We start from the raw sequence: 17,871 nt of genomic DNA, 5'->3' as shown, positions 1-17,871 counted from the left end.
TGACTCTAGTTGCCCGAATTTGTTGTGCTGCCAAGCATAAGGTCACGTAGACATCTTCTACGTGACCTTGATCTGCTTTTTTCGTCCTTGTTGGGGGTACATAGACCAGGTTTATCTTTTCTTTTTCCGTTTGGTGCTTTTGGAGACCGGGACGTTTTCGTAAAATTTCCGTTTCTTTTTCGGCTTTTTCCCTTCTCCAGCCACAGCAGTCTTTTGATTTTTCCCATCCTGTTTATTACGGCGTGGTTTGTGGGTCCCACTGCCGGTTTTAAACACTTTTGGCGCTTCCGAACGTTCGCGGCGGCGCGTACCTTTCATGCCAACGATTTCAAAATCAATCGAGTGCTCGTCCTTATTTACTTTAACCACGCGGACGGTGATTTCATCGCCAATCCGGTAGACATTCCCCGTGCGCTCGCCAATCATCGCGTAATGGCGTTCATCAAAACGATAATAGTCGTCGGTCATATAGCTGACATGAACAAGACCTTCAATCGTATTCCCCAGTTCAACAAACATCCCGAAATTGGTGACCGAACTAATGATGCCGTCATACTCTTCGCCAATCTTATCCTCCATATACTCGGCTTTCTTCAATTCATCCGTATCCCGCTCAGCATCAACCGCGCGCCGCTCCATTTTTGAAGAATGCTCGGCAATCTCGGGCAGCTGGGCATTCCATTTTTCCCGGGTCGCTTCATCAAGCTTTCCTTCAATTAAATAAGTACGAATTAGACGATGAACGATCGTATCCGGATAGCGGCGGATTGGCGATGTAAAATGAGTGTAAAACTGTGTTGATAATCCGAAGTGCCCGAGGCATTCCGGATCATATTTTGCCTGTTGCATCGAGCGCAGCATTACGGTTGACACGACCATTTCCTCAGGCTTCCCTTGAACCTCTTCAATGATTTCCTGCAGTGCCCTAGGATGAACTTGATTCGCGGTTCCTTTGACAATATAGCCGAAGTTGGTGATAAACTCGAAAAACTTGCGCAGCTTGTCTTCCTTCGGATCCTCGTGAATCCGGTAAATGAACGGAACATCGAGCCAATGAAAATGCTCGGCGACGGTCTCGTTGGCAGCGAGCATGAATTCCTCAATCAGCCGCTCTGCCACGGAACGTTCGCGTAAGACAACATCGGTCGGCTTGCCATTTTCATCAACCAAAACCTTTGACTCTTTGAAATCAAAATCGATGGCACCGCGTTTCATTCTTTTTTCACGAAGAATCGCCGCCAGCTCCTCCATTAATTCAAACATCGGCACGAGGGTCTCATAGCGGGCTCGTGTTTCCTCGTCCTGATCGACAAGGATTCGGTTCACATCATGGTACGTCATCCGCTCGGTTGTTTTGATCACACTTTGAAAAATTTCATGGGAAACCACATGGCCTTCCCCGTCAATTTCCATCTCACAGGACAACACCAGCCGGTCCGCCCGTGGATTTAACGAACAAATCCCATTGGACAGGCGATGCGGAATCATCGGAATGACACGATCAACCAAATACACACTCGTTGCCCTCTCGGCTGCCTCCCGGTCGATGGGCGATCCTTCCTTCACATAATAGCTGACATCGGCAATATGCACACCTAGCTTGTAGTTGCCGTTCGCTAATCTGGTCACTGTCACCGCATCATCAAGGTCCTTCGCATCGGCCCCATCGATCGTGACAATCGTCTCCCCGCGAAGATCGCGGCGATTCACCAGTTCACTCTCATCAATGGTGTCAGGCACCGCATTGGCCTGCTGCAAGACTTCATCCGGAAAAGCAATCGGCAGTCCATGTTTATGTATGATGGAGAGAATGTCTACGCCGGGATCGTTTTTATGCCCCAGAATCGTCACGACTTCCCCCTCGGCACTTTTTCTTCCTTCGGGATATGTGGTCAGCTTAACAACAACCTTATGTCCTTCAACCGCCCCTTTGGAGGCCTCCTTTGGGATAAAAATATCATTGGCAAATTTTTTATCATCGGGAATAACAAAACCAAAATTTTTGCTTTCCACGTAAGTCCCGACAATTTGCTCGACACCGCGTTCGATAATCCGGATGATGCTGCCTTCACGGCGCTGTCCGGAGCTTGCAGAGGAGACGCGGACTAATACGGTGTCACCGTGCATCGCATTATGGGTTTCGGTTGGCGGGATAAAAATATCATCCATCCCTGGCTCATCAGGCACCACAAAGGCAAACCCTTTGGCGTGGCCTGTCAGCTTACCGCGAACAAGGTTCATTTTTTCCGGGAGACCGTAGCGATTGGCACGGGTACGGACCACTAATCCCTTTTCCTCCATTTTGACCAATGCTTTGACAAAATCCTTGAAATCACTTGAATCCTGGATTCCAAAAGCGGATTCCAGTTCTTGAACCGTGAGCGGTTTATAGGTTTCTTCTTTCATATATTGCAGCAACCGGTCGATCTGTTTTTTTATGTTATCTTCCATGACGGCAATCCCTCCTTTAAATTGGAATTTTAATCGTGCCAAACCAGGCTTTCTAAAAAGTCATATACATCCTCATGCAACTTGTCGCGTTCCTTATCTAGCGTAATCACATGACCCGATTCTTCGTACCACTTGATTTGTTTAATCGGTGACATAATATTTTCATAAATAATATTGGCACTCTCGGTATTAATCATCTTGTCATGTCGGGCCTGAACAACGAATGTAGGGGCAAAAATTGTATCAACATTTTCCCTGACATCGGCAATGAGCTCTTGCAACGCCTTTAATGTGTTCATTGGCGTTTTTTTAAACTCATTCATTTCCAATTCGATTTGCTCTTCCGATTTTCCTTCCCGCTTTTTAAATTCCCGGGCGTATTCAAGAACGCCTTCGTACATGACCTGTTCGCTTTTGATATACATAGGTGCACACATCGGTACAATTCCTTTTATAGGTACAGTGTAACCTAATTTCAAGGAAAATACGCCACCTAAGGAAAGTCCTGCCACAGCGATTTCCTTATGACCACTATTTTTTAAAAAATGATATCCGTTCATCACGTCCTGCCACCAATCTTCCGGACCAGTGTGGACGAGTTCCTCCGGCGGCACCCCATGACCTTTGTAATGCGGGGCATGGCAGGTATAGCCCCTTTTTTCAAGGTAGCGCCCAAGCATCCGGACATCGGCTGAATTTCCGGTAAAGCCATGCAGCAACAGAACCGCTCGTTTTCCGCTCTCAAAGGTAAATGGTTTTGGCATTGTCAATTTCATATAAAAAACTCCTTCGATGCAATAAAGTCTCACTATTCTTTAGTTTAAGCACAGCCGCTTATAACAATCCAGAAAAAAGACTTATGATTCCCCAACATAGCAAAAAACCCGGTTACAGTGACCGGGTTTTGATCGTTTCCTATTAGATTTTAAAGTAAGTAACGGCAAGTGTAAGTAAAAAGAATAGGACGGATAAAACAACGGTAATCCGGTGCAGGATTAAATCAATTCCTCGTGCCTTTTGCTTACCGAAAAGGGATTCCGCACCGCCGGAAATGGCACCGGACAAACCAGCGCTTTTGCCCGATTGTAGTAAAACAACAGCGATAAGGGCGATACTTACGATCACTAATAAGACGACAAAAAATGTATGCATGAAGGTAACCTCCTGTAGACGTACTTCACAGTATTTTAAATTTACCACATTAGCGGCCATTTCACAATACCTGTTATCCGGGTGCTCGGTTATAGGTGCGATTTACATAGAAAGACAGCCATGATTGAAATGGCTGCCTTGGTCTGTAATGAGATTACTTATTCAAGTTATAGAAAGATTTAATCCCATTAAACTGTGCTGTTTCGCCTAATAAATCTTCGATGCGAAGCAGTTGGTTATACTTAGCAATCCGGTCGGTACGGGATGGCGCACCTGTTTTGATTTGACCGGCATTCGTTGCAACGGCAATGTCCGCGATCGTGCTGTCTTCTGTTTCACCGGAACGGTGGGAGACAACGGCTGTGTAGCCAGCACGTTTTGCCATTTCAATCGCATCGAAAGTTTCCGTTAAAGTACCGATTTGGTTTACCTTGATCAGGATGGAGTTGGCAATGCCTTTTTCAATTCCTTCCGCAAGCTTCTTCGTATTGGTTACGAATAGGTCGTCACCAACTAATTGAACTTTTTTGCCAAGGCGTTCCGTTAACAGCTTGAAGCCGTTCCAGTCGTTTTCATCAAGACCGTCTTCAATGGAGATAATTGGGTATTTAGAGCATAGTTCCTCATACCAATCAACCATTTCTTCAGACGTTTTCACTTTACCTTCGCCTTCAAGATGGTATTTTCCATCTTCCTTACTATAGATTTCAGATGAAGCAACGTCCATGGCCAGCATGACTTCTTCACCAGGCTTGTAGCCGGCTTTTTCAATTGCCTCAATAATCGTTTGCAGCGCTTCTTCGTTTGATTTTAAGTTTGGCGCAAAGCCGCCCTCGTCACCAACCGCCGTGTTGTAGCCTTTACCTTTTAAGACGGTTTTTAAGTTATGGAAAATTTCTGCGCCCATGCGAAGTGCTTCTCTAAAGTTAGGAGCACCAACAGGCATGATCATGAATTCTTGAATGTCAACGTTGTTGTCAGCGTGAGCGCCGCCATTTAAGATGTTCATCATTGGTACTGGAAGCTGTTTGGCATTGAAGCCGCCAAGATATTGGTATAAAGGAACACCAAGGTAGTCAGCAGCAGCACGGGCTACAGCCATAGACACACCAAGAATGGCGTTTGCACCTAATTTACCTTTATTTTCCGTTCCATCTAATTCGATTAAGGCTTGGTCAACACCCACTTGGTCAAGAACACTGAACTCTTCGCTGATCAGCGCTGGTGCAATAATATCATTTACATTTTCAACAGCCTTGAGAACGCCCTTGCCAAGGTAGCGGCTCTTGTCGCCGTCGCGCAGTTCCACGGCTTCGTATTCTCCGGTAGAAGCACCGCTAGGTACCAGGGCGCGGCCAAAAGCACCGGATTCAGTATAAACTTCAACTTCCACTGTAGGGTTACCGCGGGAATCCAAAACTTCACGTGCATAAACTTCAGTAATAAATGGCATGTCAATCTCTCCTTATAAAATATAATTTTACACAGCAACAGATTTACTTTATGATCGATGTTCCTGTCATTTCGGCAGGTTTTTCAATATTTAACAGATCGAGCATCGTTGGTGCCAGATCCCCAAGAATCCCGTCGTCGCGTAACTCAATCCCCTTCTTGGTGACAATGACCGGGACAATATTGGTTGTGTGCGACGTCATCGGTTTGCCTTCAAGGGTAACCACTTCTTCAGCATTTCCATGGTCGGCTGTGATAATGGCAGCGCCGCCTTTTTCAAGGATTAAATCGATCACTTTCCCGAGACATTCGTCGACCGTTTCCACTGCTTTAATCGTTGGTTCCAGCATCCCTGAGTGGCCCACCATATCAGGGTTTGCGTAATTTAGAATAATCGCATCAAATTTATCATCCTGGATTTCTTTCAGCAACGCATCGGTTACTTCGTAAGCACTCATTTCCGGTTTCAGGTCATAGGTTGCAACCTTCGGTGAGTTAATTAATATCCGTTCTTCACCAGGGAATTTTTCCTCGCGGCCGCCGCTCATAAAATAAGTGACGTGCGGATATTTTTCCGTTTCGGCAATCCGCAGCTGCTTCAAATGATGCTGTGACAGGACTTCCCCTAAGGTATTGTCAAGATTGGTTGGTTTGAAGGCAACATAGCCATCGACTGTTTCACTGAAGTGAGTTAAACAGACGAAATATAAATCATGTGGATGCTTGGGTCCACGGTCAAACGAACGGAAATCTTTGTTCGTAAAGGTATTAGAAATTTGAATCGCCCGGTCCGGACGGAAGTTATAGAAAATCACGGCATCATGATCTTGAATGGTGGCGACAGGTGAACCGTCTTCTTTCACCATTACAGATGGAATCACGAACTCATCAAAAATTCCGTGAGCATAAGAATCATCTACAAGCTCTATTGGATTGGTGTAGGTTGGACCTTCGCCATAAACCATAGCCCGGTAGGATTTTTCCACACGCTCCCAGCGCTTGTCACGATCCATTGAATAATAGCGACCGGAAATGGTGGCGAATTCACCAACTCCATATTCCTTCATTTTATCCAGCGTTTCCTGAATATAGGTCTTTGCCGTTTGCGGGCCAACGTCACGACCGTCAAGGAAGGCATGGACATACACCTTTTCGACGCCTTCTTGTTTTGCCAACCTTAAGAGAGCAAACATATGGTCAATATGGCTGTGCACGCCGCCGTCAGAAAGCAATCCAAATAAATGGAGGCTGGTACCGTATTTCTTCACATGCTCCATAGCGCCAAGGAACGTTTCATTTTTCTCAAATTCATGCTCGCGGATGGCTATGTTAACCCGGGTTAAACTTTGATAAACAATCCGGCCGGCACCGATATTTAAGTGGCCGACTTCGGAGTTGCCCATTTGTCCATCTGGAAGACCAACAGATTCACCGCTTGCTCCTAAATGAGAATGCGGATAGGTGTTCCAAAGCCGATCAAAGTTGGGTTTCTTGGCTTGAGCAACGGCATTTCCTTTCACTTCATTCCGACAACCAAAACCATCTAAGATAATAAGGGCTACAGGAGCTTTACTCATGTTTGCCTGCCTCCAATAATTGTAAAAATGATTGTGGTTCGAGGCTGGCCCCGCCAACTAACGCACCATCAATGTCAGACTCAGCCATATATTCCTTTATATTACCTGGCTTTACACTGCCGCCATATTGAATCCGGACTTCATCAGCTACATCTTGGGTAAATTGTTCGGCAATGGTCTTGCGAATATGGGCGCAAACTTCATTGGCATCGGTAGAAGTAGACGATTTACCCGTTCCAATCGCCCAGATTGGCTCGTACGCAATGACTGTTTGTTTCACTTGTTCAGCGGTTAATCCGGCTAATGCCTTTTGGATTTGACCGCCAACAAAATCCATTGTTTCACCGTGTTCTCGCTGGGCCAATGTTTCGCCGCAGCAAACAATTGGTGTTAAATTGTATTTAAACGCAGCATGAACCTTTTTGTTGACTGATTCATCGGTTTCATTAAACATTTCCCGGCGTTCCGAATGGCCGATAATAACGTACTCAACGCCAAGATCAGCTAGTGCTTTCGGGCTGATTTCTCCGGTGAACGCACCGCTTTCTTCAAAGTGCATGTTTTGTGCTCCAATTTTTACTCTAGTCCCTTTGGCTGCTTCCACAAGGCTTTGTAAAAATAATGCTGGGGCGCAAATGACTGAATCCATCTCTTCTGAAGCTGGTACTTGATCTTTTACTTCCTCAGTAAAGCTTTTTGCTTCAGAAAGTGTCTTATGCATTTTCCAGTTACCTGCAATAATCGGTTTCCGCATGCTGGTACATCCCCTTCTTATTCTTTGGTTGTAAAAAAGTAAAATGGGTAGATATCGTCATAATTTGTGTTGGAATCTACTTAAGAAATGTAGATTTCACCTGAAATCAATATGACCACATTTCAAGTAGATATCCACCATTAGAAATAACAACTTATTCCTTGTCATTCAATGCAACGACGCCTGGCAGTGCTTTTCCTTCCATAAACTCTAAGGACGCACCGCCGCCTGTTGAGATGTGGCTCATTTTATCGGCTAAGCCAAATTTTTCAACTGCGGCTGCAGAGTCACCGCCGCCAATGACGGAATAGGTATCTTTAGCCTCTGCAAGTGCTTCAGCAACTGCTTTCGTACCGCCGGCAAATTTGTCCATTTCAAACACACCCATTGGTCCATTCCATATGACAAGCTTCGATTTTTCAATGACATCACGATAAATGGACGCTGTCTTTGGACCGATATCAAGCGCCTGCCAGTCAGCAGGAATATCTTCAATGGCAACTACCTTGGTGTTAGCATCTGCTGAAAATTCATCAGCAACTACCGCATCAACTGGCATATAGAAATGTACACCTTTTTCCTTTGCCTTTTCCATAAACGACTTAGCTAGGTCAATTTTGTCTTCTTCAAGCAGTGATTGGCCGATTTCGTGGCCTTGTGCCTTAACGAACGTATAGGCAAGGCCGCCGCCAATAATGAGATTGTCGACTAATTCAAGCAAGTTCTCAATGACTCCAATTTTGTCTTTTACCTTGGCCCCGCCAATGATTGCGGTAAATGGACGTTCCGGATTGGACAGTGCCTTACCGAGGACATCAAGTTCTTTTTGCATTAAAAAGCCGCTGACAGCCGGCAGATAGTGGGCAATCCCTTCTGTTGAGGCATGAGCCCGGTGTGCCGCACCAAAAGCATCGTTAACATAAAGGTCGGCCAGCTCGGCAAAAGCTTTGGCAAGATCAGGATCATTCTTTTCCTCGCCAGGATAAAAACGCACGTTTTCAAGCAGCAATACGTCGCCATCGTTCATCGTGGCAATCATGGCTTTGACAGAATCGCCGCAAGCTTCATCTGCTTTTTTCACCTCTTGCCCTAGAAGCTCGGATAGTCGAACCGCTACCGGAGTCAAACGCATTTCCTCCACCACTTTACCCTTTGGACGACCAAGATGGCTCGCTAAAATCACTTTGGCACCTTGTTCTACCAAATACTGAATCGTTGGTAAAGCTGCACGAATCCGGGTTTCATCGGTAATTTTCCCATCTTGCATTGGCACGTTGAAGTCGACCCGGCAAAAAACCCGTTTTCCTTTGAGATCGACATCTTTTACCGTTTTCTTGTTCATCAAAAAGACCTCCTATGTATTTGGCTTTTTGTACAAACGCCTTTTGAAAAATGGTTACCGGTCAAAAAGGCGCCATTTACATAAAAAGGAGCGGGGGCTCGTTAAAGCAAACTCCCCGCTCCCCATGGAATACCATAATTATTATAAACAGTTTGTGATAAAAATACCATTCATAACCAAAAAAGAATTAAAGTCCTTTTTTGGCAATGTAGTCAACAAGGTCAACGACGCGGTTTGAATAACCTACTTCGTTATCGTACCAGGATAATACTTTCACCATGTTGCCTTCTAGTACCATCGTTGAAAGAGCATCAATCGTTGAAGAAACAGTTGTTCCGTTATAGTCACGAGAAACCAGTGGAAGTTCAGAGTAAGCTAAAATTCCTTTTAATGGTCCTTCAGCAGCTGCTTTTAATGCTCCGTTGACTTCTTCGACGGTAACATCTTTTTCAAGTTCCGCGACCAAGTCTACTACTGACACGTTTGGAGTTGGCACGCGCATGGCCATACCATTTAATTTACCTTTTAATTCCGGTAATACAAGCGCAACTGCTTTTGCTGCACCCGTTGTCGTTGGGATCATACTTTCAGCAGCAGCACGGGCACGACGGTAATCCTTGTGCGGCAAGTCAAGAATTTGCTGGTCATTGGTATAAGAGTGAACCGTTGTCATCATACCGCGTTTGATACCGAAATGGTCATTCAATACTTTTGCAAATGGTGCCAAGCAGTTTGTTGTACAAGAGGCGTTGGAAACAACATGGTGGTTTGCCGGATCATATTTATCTTCGTTAACACCCATAACAATGGTGATATCTTCGTTTTTACCTGGTGCAGAAATAATAACTTTTTTTGCACCTGCTTCAAGATGTTTTGCAGCATCTTCACGTTTTGTAAAACGGCCAGTTGATTCGATGACAACTTCAACACCAAGGTCGCCCCAGCCAAGTTGTGCAGGATCACGTTCAGCAAGCACTTTTACTTTATGGCCGCCAACAACGAGGTATTCGCCATCAACGGTAACATCTTCTTTTAGTGTTCCATGAACAGAGTCGAATTTTAAAAGGTGAGCCAACATATTAGCATCTGTTAAATCGTTGATTGCCACAATTTCAACATTGCTATTGTTTAATGCTGCTCGAAAAACGTTACGTCCAATACGACCAAATCCATTAATACCAACTTTTACTGTCATGATATAGTTCCTCCTTTATTTGGATAAGGATAAATTATTAAAAAGGGATTACCCTTTTATTAACCATTCTGCAGCCCCTTCATCGGTGATCAGAATCGTCGATGCGGGTGCTTTTTTCATGTAGGCTTTGATTGCCTTTGCCTTTGAAGCTCCTCCAGCAACTGCTAAAACATGGGGGATATCCTCGAGGTCCTCAAGCTGAATTCCGAGTGTTAGCACCTTATGAACAATTTCGCCAGCCTCATTAAAATAGTAGCCAAATGCCTCCCCCACAGCCTGGTTGTCAGCAAGCCGCGAAAGCAGCTCGGGAGTGCTTTTCCGGCGCTTGGCCATTGTAATAGCATCTCCAATCCCATGAAGGATCATGTTAGCTGACTTTATTAAATGTAAATTTTCTTCGATATCCGGCTCTTTAATCAAGGATTGATAGATTTCTGTACTCACCTGGTCAGGCACATAAAATACCCGATGTTTGCCATTTGTGTTTCTGGCCATTATCGCACAAATCGTGTTGGCTTGATTTTGAACATCTTCACCGATTCCGCCGCGAGCTGGCACAAATAGCAATTTCTTTTCCTCCGTTTCCGGTGTTAACTTCTCTGCCACAGCCGCCATTGTTGAACCGCCAGTAATGGCGATGATATTTTCCCCTTGCAAAAGCTTTTTCATACAGGCTGCTGCTGCTTTGCCCAGTTCACTTTTCACAAAAGGGGACTCATCCGCATTTCCCGGTACGATGATGACTTTTTTGATGCCTAAGCGATGCTTGAGTTCCAGCTCCAGGACATCAATCCCTTTTAATTCGCGCATCAACCCTTCTAAATCCTCAAGGAGGTTTTTTCCTTCCTGAGTTAATCTCATTCCCGTATTACTGACGGTAATAAGATTTTGATCTTTGAGGAAGTCTACTTCACTACGGAGAATTCTCTCCGTTAGATCAAGACTGCCGGCTAAACTTCTTCTTCCCACAGGCTGCAAATATCTGATAGAACGAAGGATCGCATAGCGTTTTTGCAACACTGGCAGGAAATCAGGTAATAGTCTTTTGGTAATATCAATAAAAGACTGCATCTTTGCTTCTCCTTTATTATTATATGCAGTTGGTCAAAAAATGTCCATCATAGACATATTATGTCCCGCCTGCTGCAAAAAAATCACCCCGTCTACGTTTTTTATTGTAGCAGTAGTGATGGCCAATTTCAATCATTTTGCTCCATTTTGCAAGCGGTTACTTATGTCAATTTTATTAACAATTCCATAAGCAACCTCTTCACCGTCGATATGGACGACCGGAATCATCAAACCATAGCGCTCGGTGAGTTCGTCACTTGTCTCAATATCCACTTCCTCCAACGTAAAATGATATTCTTCCCTCAACTCGAGCAAAACAACCTTCGCTTTATCACATAACGGACAACGTTTCCTCGAATATATCGTTACGACTCGTCTTGGCATATTATTAGAATTCCTTTCTAAACTTGCGTTTGCGTGGTAATACTTGGTATTTTGTCCACTCCAGACGGACAAATGTCCACGGATGGTGTCAGGCACCAAATTAAAGACACCAAATTAGTTAAATCTTTTTCTCTTGGATGAGGATGGGATGCCTAGTTGGTCACGGTATTTGGCGATGGTTCTGCGTGACACGATGATTCCTTCGGTTATTTTTAATTGTTCCACGATGTCTTGGTCGGACAGTGGTTTTGCTTTGTCTTCCTTTTCGACTAAGCGGGTGATGGCCTTTTTAACTTGGGCAGAAGAGGTTTGTTCATCGCCGCCAACCGTTTGGATCGTGCTGGTAAAAAATGATTTTAAGGTAAAAGTGCCGATCGGTGTTTGCACATATTTCTCGCGGACAGCCCGGCTGACCGTTGATTCATGAATATCCAGTTCGGCTGCCAGCTCCTTCATCGTCATAGGCACCAAGCTTTCAGGGCCATTTTCAAAGAAAGCGGTTTGCTTTTCAACGATTTTGGTGACAACCCTTGTCAATGTTTCACGGCGCTGTTCAATGCTTTTCTGAATCCATTGATAATCCTGAACCTTATCTTGTAAGAAGCGGTTAACCTGCTGATCCTGATTCTTAAATTGGTTATAGTACTGCTGATTAAAGCTGATTTTCGGGAGCATATCGTCGAACATTCGAACCGTTAAGCCTTCAGGAGTTTGTTCGACAATCACGTCCGGAATGATATAAGCGGAAGTTTCACTCCCCAATACAGCACCCGGCTTTGGATCCAATAGTTGAATTTCATCAAAAACATCCTGGATATCCTTTAGCGTTACCTGCAGTTCCTTGGCAATTTGCTTCCATTTCTTTTCCGCAAAGGGGACAAAATAATCGGAAATGATTTTCTTGGCCAGTTCATTATCGGGATATTCATATTCCACTTGGATAAGCAAGCATTCTTGCAGATTTCGTGCTCCAATTCCAATCGGTTCCAGCGACTGAATCATCATCAAGCAAGCTTCAACCAATTCTTGGTTTACTTGCAGCTTTACTGCAATTTCAGCCAAATCTCCGGTAAAGTAACCGTTTTCATCCAAGTTATAAATTAAATGGCGAATCACGCGTAATTGGTCATCTGATAACGCTTTTATATTAAGTTGCGATATTAATTGTTCTTCTAGTGAAAATGGTTTGGCAGCAATTTGTTCAATCCAGTCCTTTTCCACTTTTTGATGCTTCCGACGATTTCGGTCTATTAGGGGATTCATCGGCTGCACATTCACTTGGTCAATTTGGATTAAAGGATTTTCAAGTGCCTTATTCTCCAAAAACTCCGTCAGCTCTTGCGTAGAATATTGCAACAAAGCAATTGCCTGTGACAACTCTTGAGTCATTGTGAGCTTCAGTGTTTGCTGCTGCCATAAACCTGCTTTTAAATTCATAACACTCCCCTCCTTAAGGTTATTTTACATGAAACAAGAGCTTTGGTGTATGGAAAATTGTTCAATCTTCAATTTTTGTTTTCAATTGTCAGAAAATACAAATAACAAAAAATCGCTTATTAAAAGAAAAAACCTCCTATCACACAGATAAGAAGGTTTCCTTGAGTGTACCCTAGCGCCCTCGGAGGGAATCGAACCCCCAGTACAAGAACCGGAATCTTGCGTGTTATCCGTTACACCACGAGGGCTTAATATTAGCGACTTACATATTATAAGTCACTTTGCTTCACTTTGCAAGTGCAAATTTTGTTTTAAATTGCAGCCTAATTGGTTAAGCTGATTGAAGGAAAGATGGCGAAAAAAATGAAGGGTATATTGTTTGACCTTTATTGACCATTAGTGTATGATAACAATACATAGTTTTAAGCCTTTTAATTAAAGGAGGAAAGAAAAATGAATCTAATTCCTACAGTCATTGAACAAACAAATCGCGGTGAAAGAGCGTATGATATTTATTCCCGTCTGTTAAAAGACCGGATCATCATGCTTGGAAGTGCCATCGATGATAACGTCGCCAATAGTATTGTCGCACAACTGCTATTCCTGGAAGCGGAAAACCCAGAAAAAGATATTACCCTTTATATTAACAGCCCAGGCGGCAGTATCACTGCCGGTATGGCCATTTATGATACGATGCAGTATATTAAGCCGGACGTATCGACGGTCTGCATTGGGATGGCGGCCTCCATGGGAGCATTTTTGCTGGCAGCTGGTGAAAAAGGAAAACGGTTTGCCTTACCAAATGCCGAAGTCATGATTCACCAACCTTTAGGCGGTGCCCAAGGGCAGGCAACGGAAATCGAAATTGCTGCTAAACGCATCCTTTTCTTGCGCGAAAAATTAAACGGTATTTTAGCCGAACGCACCGGTCAGCCGATTGAAGTGATTCAGCGCGATACTGACCGCGATAACTTCATGACAGCTGAGAGAGCAAAGGAATACGGTTTGATTGACAACATCATTTCCCGCAATATCTTGGACAAAAAAGATAAATAAAAACAAAAAGCGCAAGCGCCTTGGTTAGCCCCTCGAAAAAGCCATCGCTTTTCCTTCGTGCGATGCCAATGCTGACGAAGCTTTCCTTGTGGTGCTAGACAATTTTCAAAGAACAACCAGCGTTAACCTGTTGGTTGTTCTTTTTTACAATAAAAAGGGCTAACCCATTGGCCAGCCCGCTTGTTTATGTTTAGTGATCCTTTTCGATAAAATCAGTTAACGTTTGAATCGCAGTCTCTTCGTCTTCCCCGTCAGCAATGATCGTAATTTCGACACCGGAACCGACTGCCAGGCTCATTAGCCCCATAATACTTTTGGCATTCACCCTTTTGCCATCCTTTTCTAAAAAAATATCAGCCGAGAAATGATTGGCTTCCTGCACAAACAGAGCTGCCGGCCGCGCTTGTAGCCCCGTTTTCAGTTTTACTTCCACTTGTTTCTCTAACATAATCCAAATTCCTCCTCAAATTCTCTCTATTCTTGTTTATTTTTTCACAAACTTAAATCTGTTTATCCTTCGTGGGCAGATCCCCGGCACGCAGCTTTTCGGCAATCTCATCAATTTTCCTTAAGCGATGATTGATTCCGGATTTGCTAATTGCCCCTCCCGTCACCAGCTCGCCCAGTTCTTTCAGCGTAACATCGGTATATTGCAGGCGAAGCTCAGCAATTTCCCGCAGCTTATCGGGCAAAATCTGCAGACCTACGGTTTGATCAATATAACGGATATTTTCGACCTGCCTAATTGACGCCCCGATCGTCTTATTGAGGTTAGCGGTTTCACAATTTACCAGCCGGTTAACAGAATTACGCATGTCTCTGACGATCCTGATATCCTCAAAACGGAGTAAGGCATTATGTGCACCAATAATGTTTAAGAACTCGGTAATTTTCTCCGCTTCCTTTAAGTACGTAATAAAGCCCTTTTTCCGCTCGAGTGTCTTACTGTTGAGCCTAAAGGAATTCATCAATTCACATAAAGAATCATTATGTTCCTTGTAAAGGGAGGAAATTTCCAAATGATAGGATGATGTTTCCGGATTATTCACTGAACCCCCAGCCAGAAAAGCACCGCGCAAATAGGAACGCCTGCAGCATTTCTTCTTTACAAGTTCAGGTGAGATGTCATGAATAAATGTAAAGCCTTCACCTAAGATCATCGTATCTTCCAAAATTTCTCTTGCTTGTTGCATTAAGCGGACAATGTAGACATTATTCTTTTTCAAGCGCATTTTCTTTCGTACCAGCAATTCAACTTGGACGTCGTATCTTTTTTTTAATAAAGTATAAATTCTCCTGGCAATGGCCGCATTTTCCGTTTGGATGTCAACAACTACCCCACGATTGGAAAAGGAAAGGGAACCATTCATGCGAATAAGAGCCGACAGCTCCGCACGAATACAGCAGCTTTTCACTTCCAGATTGGTTAATTCCTTTTTCGTTTCCGAAGCGAAAGACATTCCCTCACCTCCATTAAAAATAGATATGGTATTCCCCACCGCCATATACTGTAGAATTTAATTCAGAGACTATTTCCTTATTTCCTCAGACACTAAAAAAACATCCATTTTCAACTGAAAAATTCCTTGCGGGGGTCCTTAAAAAGTGCTCCCTTTGCTCTTTCCCATACTATATAATTTATTTACGCTTCATACCGTTATATAGTTTCATTAATGAGCAAATTATATAAAATTTTTGCCACTTTTTTGGGATCATGCCGTAATGCTCCATTTTCAAGGTTGGCAATATCGGCATGGACGACCTCGATTCCCAGTTCATATAATTGCGGTAAATCATATCGTACCGGGCTGGCCAGTTCTTCCTTATAACGAAGCTGCACATCCTGCGGGATTTCTCTGTTATTGACCAGAATGGTATTGATAAACGCACAATTCATATGATGATAAATCGCCTTCACATGGTCGCTTGCGGCAAAGCCGTAGGTTTCTCCGGCTTGGGTCATTAAATTACAAATATACACTTTTTTTGCCGCTGCGTGACAGACAGCATCCCCTAATCCGGGGACTAGTAGATTTGGCAAAATACTCGTATAGAGACTGCCAGGGCCGATAATAATTAAATCAGCCTGATGAATGGCCTGAAGGGTTTCCGGTAACGGAAGAATATTTTCAGGCGTCAAAAACACCCGGTTGATTTTTTTCCCGGAATAAGGGATCTTTGATTCCCCCGAAATAATGGTGCCATCTTCCATTTCAGCATGTAATACTACACTTTGGTTGGCCGCGGGCAAGACTCTGCCGCGAACATTCAAGACCTTACTCATTTCCTGAATCGCATATACAAAATTACCGGTAATCGAGGTCATGGCTGCTAAAATGAGATTGCCAAGTGAATGTCCTGAAAGTTGATTCGTTGTTTTAAACCGATGTTGAAACATTTCCTCAACTAGTGGTTCCACATCCGCCAATGCCGCCAGTACGTTGCGGACATCCCCCGGCGGTGGAATATTCAGGTCTTCGCGAATTTTGCCTGAACTGCCGCCATCATCGGCAACCGTTACAATAGCGGTTATTTCAACAGGATATTGCTTTAGGCCTCTTAACAAGACCGGCAGCCCTGTTCCTCCGCCGATGACAACAATTCTGGGCTTCTCATAATCACTCATGTAGTTTTTTCCTTTCTCTTCTCAATGTCACGGTGTGAAATAACGGTTTTGTAATCCTTTTCAAAATAGTGACCGATATACTCAGCTAAGGCGACGGACCGATGCTGCCCGCCGGTACAGCCAACCGCAATAACGAGCTGAGCCTTCCCCTCACGTTTATAATGTGGGAGCATGAACCCCAGCAAGTCTGTCACTTTTTCAAGAAATCGCTGCGTTTCATTCCATTTCAGAACATAGCTGGATACTTCCTCATCCAGTCCTGTCTTGGGCCGCATATGCTCAATATAATGGGGATTGGGCAAGAAGCGTACATCAAACACGAGGTCAGCGTCAATCGGAAGTCCATATTTAAAGCCAAATGACATGACATTGACGGTAAAAATGGATTGCTTATTTGCGGTAAATTCCGTTACAATCTTCTCCCGTAATTCTCGCGGTTTCATCTGGGAAGTGTTGTAAATTAACTGGGCCCTTCCCTTTAACTCTTCCAAGAGCTCTCTTTCAAGGGTTATTCCTTCAAGCGGAAGTCCTGATTTGGCAAGCGGATGCGACCTTCTTGTCTCCTTGTATCTGCGGACTAATGTGGCATCATCAGCATCTAAAAATAGGATCTGTGGGGTCACCCATGAGGTTTCCGCCAAATCATCCAAAGCCTTAAACAGATGGTCAAAAAATTCCCTGCCCCGAAGATCCATGACAAGGGCCACTTTATTCATTTTATTCCCGGATTCCTTCATAAGTTCAAGAAATTTCGGAAGCAGCGTAGGAGGCAAATTATCAACACAGAAAAACCCCAGATCTTCAAAACTTTGAATCGCAACAGTTTTCCCAGCGCCGGACATTCCGGTAATGATCACCATTTGGATATCACTTGTCGAACCGGTACTCATTGTTTTTCCCCCTAACTTGGATCTAATCGATAATTAATGAGCTGAAAGTCTTTTGTATAGGTAAAAGTGCCATAGATGATTCCTTTGCCGTGAATCATGTAATCAATGATGTGATAATCACCGGCAGCCATCGGCAACGCTTTGATCGATTCAATTGAATGCCATTCGAGCTTTCCTTCCTCAGATTCGTCGAGATCCACCCCATCTGATTCGGTTGCCACGAACGTAAACATCATCCATTCCGAAAGAAGCTGGTCTCCTTCTTTCATAATCATCGTAAAAATCCCTTTTAACTGAGGGTTTTTTAAGTATACTCCGGTTTCCTCACGAAATTCCCGGATGCAGGAGTCGCGAACCGATTCACCCGGCTCCATCTTGCCACCGGGAGCCACCCACCAACCGCGACGCGGCTTTTGCAGCAATAATACCTTTTTGTCTTTAATCAGTACACAATTGGTGACCCGCTGCATTCTACTCACCTTCT

17 protein-coding genes and 1 tRNA gene are annotated in these 17,871 nt (G+C 44.0%); 1 reads left to right on the top strand and 17 read right to left on the bottom strand.

The annotated features are described in order from the left end of the window. Positions 1-111: 111 nt before the first annotated feature. The 12 genes from rnr to RCG24_RS19785 all read right to left on the bottom strand — a co-directional run bounded on the left by rnr (position 112) and on the right by RCG24_RS19785 (position 13,063). A complete protein-coding gene (gene rnr, locus RCG24_RS19840; protein WP_308077846.1) occupies positions 112-2,451 on the bottom strand; it encodes a ribonuclease R in 2,340 nt (779 codons plus the stop codon). Between the two features lie 29 nt (positions 2,452-2,480). Continuing rightward, positions 2,481-3,227, bottom strand: coding sequence for an alpha/beta hydrolase (locus tag RCG24_RS19835; RefSeq protein ID WP_308077845.1), 747 nt, complete (start codon positions 3,225-3,227; stop codon positions 2,481-2,483). A 142-nt stretch (positions 3,228-3,369) separates the two neighbouring features. Continuing rightward, a complete protein-coding gene (gene secG / locus RCG24_RS19830) occupies positions 3,370-3,603 on the bottom strand; it encodes a preprotein translocase subunit SecG (RefSeq protein ID WP_202656199.1) in 234 nt (77 codons plus the stop codon). A 154-nt stretch (positions 3,604-3,757) separates the two neighbouring features. After that, on the bottom strand, positions 3,758-5,056 hold the full coding sequence (gene eno / locus RCG24_RS19825) for a phosphopyruvate hydratase (protein WP_202656200.1): 1,299 nt from the start codon (positions 5,054-5,056) through the stop codon (positions 3,758-3,760). 43 nt (positions 5,057-5,099) lie between these two features. Then, positions 5,100-6,632 carry a 2,3-bisphosphoglycerate-independent phosphoglycerate mutase gene (gene gpmI / locus RCG24_RS19820; RefSeq protein WP_202656201.1) on the bottom strand — a complete coding sequence of 511 codons (1,533 nt, stop codon included), beginning with the start codon at positions 6,630-6,632 and terminating at the stop codon, positions 5,100-5,102. Then, complete coding sequence (tpiA, locus tag RCG24_RS19815) at positions 6,625-7,386, bottom strand: triose-phosphate isomerase (protein WP_202656202.1); 762 nt, start codon at positions 7,384-7,386, stop codon at positions 6,625-6,627. The genes gpmI and tpiA overlap by 8 nt, the downstream gene beginning before the upstream one ends. 154 nt (positions 7,387-7,540) lie before the next feature. After that, positions 7,541-8,728, bottom strand: a complete 1,188-nt coding sequence (gene pgk / locus RCG24_RS19810) for a phosphoglycerate kinase (RefSeq protein ID WP_202656203.1) — start codon at positions 8,726-8,728, stop codon at positions 7,541-7,543. 187 nt (positions 8,729-8,915) lie between these two features. Further along, positions 8,916-9,923, bottom strand: coding sequence for a type I glyceraldehyde-3-phosphate dehydrogenase (gap, locus tag RCG24_RS19805; protein ID WP_202656204.1), 1,008 nt, complete (start codon positions 9,921-9,923; stop codon positions 8,916-8,918). 48 nt (positions 9,924-9,971) lie between these two features. Then, entirely contained in the window at positions 9,972-10,994 is a 1,023-nt protein-coding gene (locus RCG24_RS19800; protein ID WP_202656205.1) for a sugar-binding transcriptional regulator, read from the bottom strand. 132 nt (positions 10,995-11,126) lie between these two features. Beyond that, complete coding sequence (locus tag RCG24_RS19795; RefSeq protein ID WP_308077844.1) at positions 11,127-11,378, bottom strand: glutaredoxin family protein; 252 nt, start codon at positions 11,376-11,378, stop codon at positions 11,127-11,129. A 114-nt stretch (positions 11,379-11,492) separates the two neighbouring features. Next, positions 11,493-12,815 (bottom strand): RNA polymerase factor sigma-54, encoded by a 1,323-nt coding sequence (rpoN, locus tag RCG24_RS19790; protein WP_308077843.1) that lies wholly within the window; start codon positions 12,813-12,815, stop codon positions 11,493-11,495. A gap of 176 nt (positions 12,816-12,991) precedes the next feature. Then, a tRNA-Arg gene (locus RCG24_RS19785) sits at positions 12,992-13,063 on the bottom strand. A gap of 205 nt (positions 13,064-13,268) precedes the next feature. On the opposite strand from RCG24_RS19785, the gene clpP reads away from it, so the two are divergent. Further along, positions 13,269-13,871 (top strand): ATP-dependent Clp endopeptidase proteolytic subunit ClpP, encoded by a 603-nt coding sequence (gene clpP / locus RCG24_RS19780; protein ID WP_202656208.1) that lies wholly within the window; start codon positions 13,269-13,271, stop codon positions 13,869-13,871. Positions 13,872-14,061: 190 nt separating this feature from the next. Here clpP and RCG24_RS19775 read toward each other — a convergent pair whose 3' ends face one another. The 5 genes from RCG24_RS19775 to RCG24_RS19755 form a co-directional block, all read right to left on the bottom strand. Beyond that, complete coding sequence (locus tag RCG24_RS19775; RefSeq protein ID WP_202656209.1) at positions 14,062-14,319, bottom strand: HPr family phosphocarrier protein; 258 nt, start codon at positions 14,317-14,319, stop codon at positions 14,062-14,064. 52 nt (positions 14,320-14,371) lie between these two features. Then, positions 14,372-15,331, bottom strand: a complete 960-nt coding sequence (whiA, locus tag RCG24_RS19770) for a DNA-binding protein WhiA (protein ID WP_202656210.1) — start codon at positions 15,329-15,331, stop codon at positions 14,372-14,374. 197 nt (positions 15,332-15,528) lie between these two features. Beyond that, positions 15,529-16,497 carry a gluconeogenesis factor YvcK family protein gene (gene yvcK / locus RCG24_RS19765; RefSeq protein WP_202656211.1) on the bottom strand — a complete coding sequence of 323 codons (969 nt, stop codon included), beginning with the start codon at positions 16,495-16,497 and terminating at the stop codon, positions 15,529-15,531. Then, positions 16,494-17,387 (bottom strand): RNase adapter RapZ, encoded by an 894-nt coding sequence (gene rapZ / locus RCG24_RS19760; protein ID WP_202656212.1) that lies wholly within the window; start codon positions 17,385-17,387, stop codon positions 16,494-16,496. The genes yvcK and rapZ overlap by 4 nt, the downstream gene beginning before the upstream one ends. An 11-nt stretch (positions 17,388-17,398) precedes the next feature. Then, positions 17,399-17,857 carry an 8-oxo-dGTP diphosphatase gene (locus tag RCG24_RS19755; protein WP_202656213.1) on the bottom strand — a complete coding sequence of 153 codons (459 nt, stop codon included), beginning with the start codon at positions 17,855-17,857 and terminating at the stop codon, positions 17,399-17,401. Positions 17,858-17,871 lie beyond the last annotated feature (14 nt).

This window comes from Neobacillus sp. OS1-32 (assembly GCF_030915425.1).
Taxonomy (GTDB): domain Bacteria; phylum Bacillota; class Bacilli; order Bacillales; family Cytobacillaceae; genus Neobacillus; species Neobacillus paridis.
The sequence above is the reverse complement of the archived record's forward strand: the minus strand, read 5'-3'. Positions and strand labels throughout refer to the sequence as shown.

Excerpts from the sequence above, each read along its gene's own strand:
- RCG24_RS19775 (WP_202656209.1), bottom strand. The coding sequence starts at position 14,319 with ATGTTAGAGAAACAAGTGGAAGTAAAACTGAAAACGGGGCTACAAGCG.
- eno (WP_202656200.1), bottom strand. The coding sequence starts at position 5,056 with ATGCCATTTATTACTGAAGTTTATGCACGTGAAGTTTTGGATTCCCGC.
- clpP (WP_202656208.1), top strand. The coding sequence starts at position 13,269 with ATGAATCTAATTCCTACAGTCATTGAACAAACAAATCGCGGTGAAAGA.
- secG (WP_202656199.1), bottom strand. The coding sequence starts at position 3,603 with ATGCATACATTTTTTGTCGTCTTATTAGTGATCGTAAGTATCGCCCTT.
- gpmI (WP_202656201.1), bottom strand. The coding sequence starts at position 6,632 with ATGAGTAAAGCTCCTGTAGCCCTTATTATCTTAGATGGTTTTGGTTGT.
- RCG24_RS19755 (WP_202656213.1), bottom strand. The coding sequence starts at position 17,857 with ATGCAGCGGGTCACCAATTGTGTACTGATTAAAGACAAAAAGGTATTA.
- yvcK (WP_202656211.1), bottom strand. The coding sequence starts at position 16,497 with ATGAGTGATTATGAGAAGCCCAGAATTGTTGTCATCGGCGGAGGAACA.
- RCG24_RS19795 (WP_308077844.1), bottom strand. The coding sequence starts at position 11,378 with ATGCCAAGACGAGTCGTAACGATATATTCGAGGAAACGTTGTCCGTTA.
- tpiA (WP_202656202.1), bottom strand. The coding sequence starts at position 7,386 with ATGCGGAAACCGATTATTGCAGGTAACTGGAAAATGCATAAGACACTT.
- gap (WP_202656204.1), bottom strand. The coding sequence starts at position 9,923 with ATGACAGTAAAAGTTGGTATTAATGGATTTGGTCGTATTGGACGTAAC.
- rapZ (WP_202656212.1), bottom strand. The coding sequence starts at position 17,387 with ATGAGTACCGGTTCGACAAGTGATATCCAAATGGTGATCATTACCGGA.
- rnr (WP_308077846.1), bottom strand. The coding sequence starts at position 2,451 with ATGGAAGATAACATAAAAAAACAGATCGACCGGTTGCTGCAATATATG.
- whiA (WP_202656210.1), bottom strand. The coding sequence starts at position 15,331 with ATGTCTTTCGCTTCGGAAACGAAAAAGGAATTAACCAATCTGGAAGTG.
- pgk (WP_202656203.1), bottom strand. The coding sequence starts at position 8,728 with ATGAACAAGAAAACGGTAAAAGATGTCGATCTCAAAGGAAAACGGGTT.
- RCG24_RS19800 (WP_202656205.1), bottom strand. The coding sequence starts at position 10,994 with ATGCAGTCTTTTATTGATATTACCAAAAGACTATTACCTGATTTCCTG.
- rpoN (WP_308077843.1), bottom strand. The coding sequence starts at position 12,815 with ATGAATTTAAAAGCAGGTTTATGGCAGCAGCAAACACTGAAGCTCACA.
- RCG24_RS19835 (WP_308077845.1), bottom strand. The coding sequence starts at position 3,227 with ATGAAATTGACAATGCCAAAACCATTTACCTTTGAGAGCGGAAAACGA.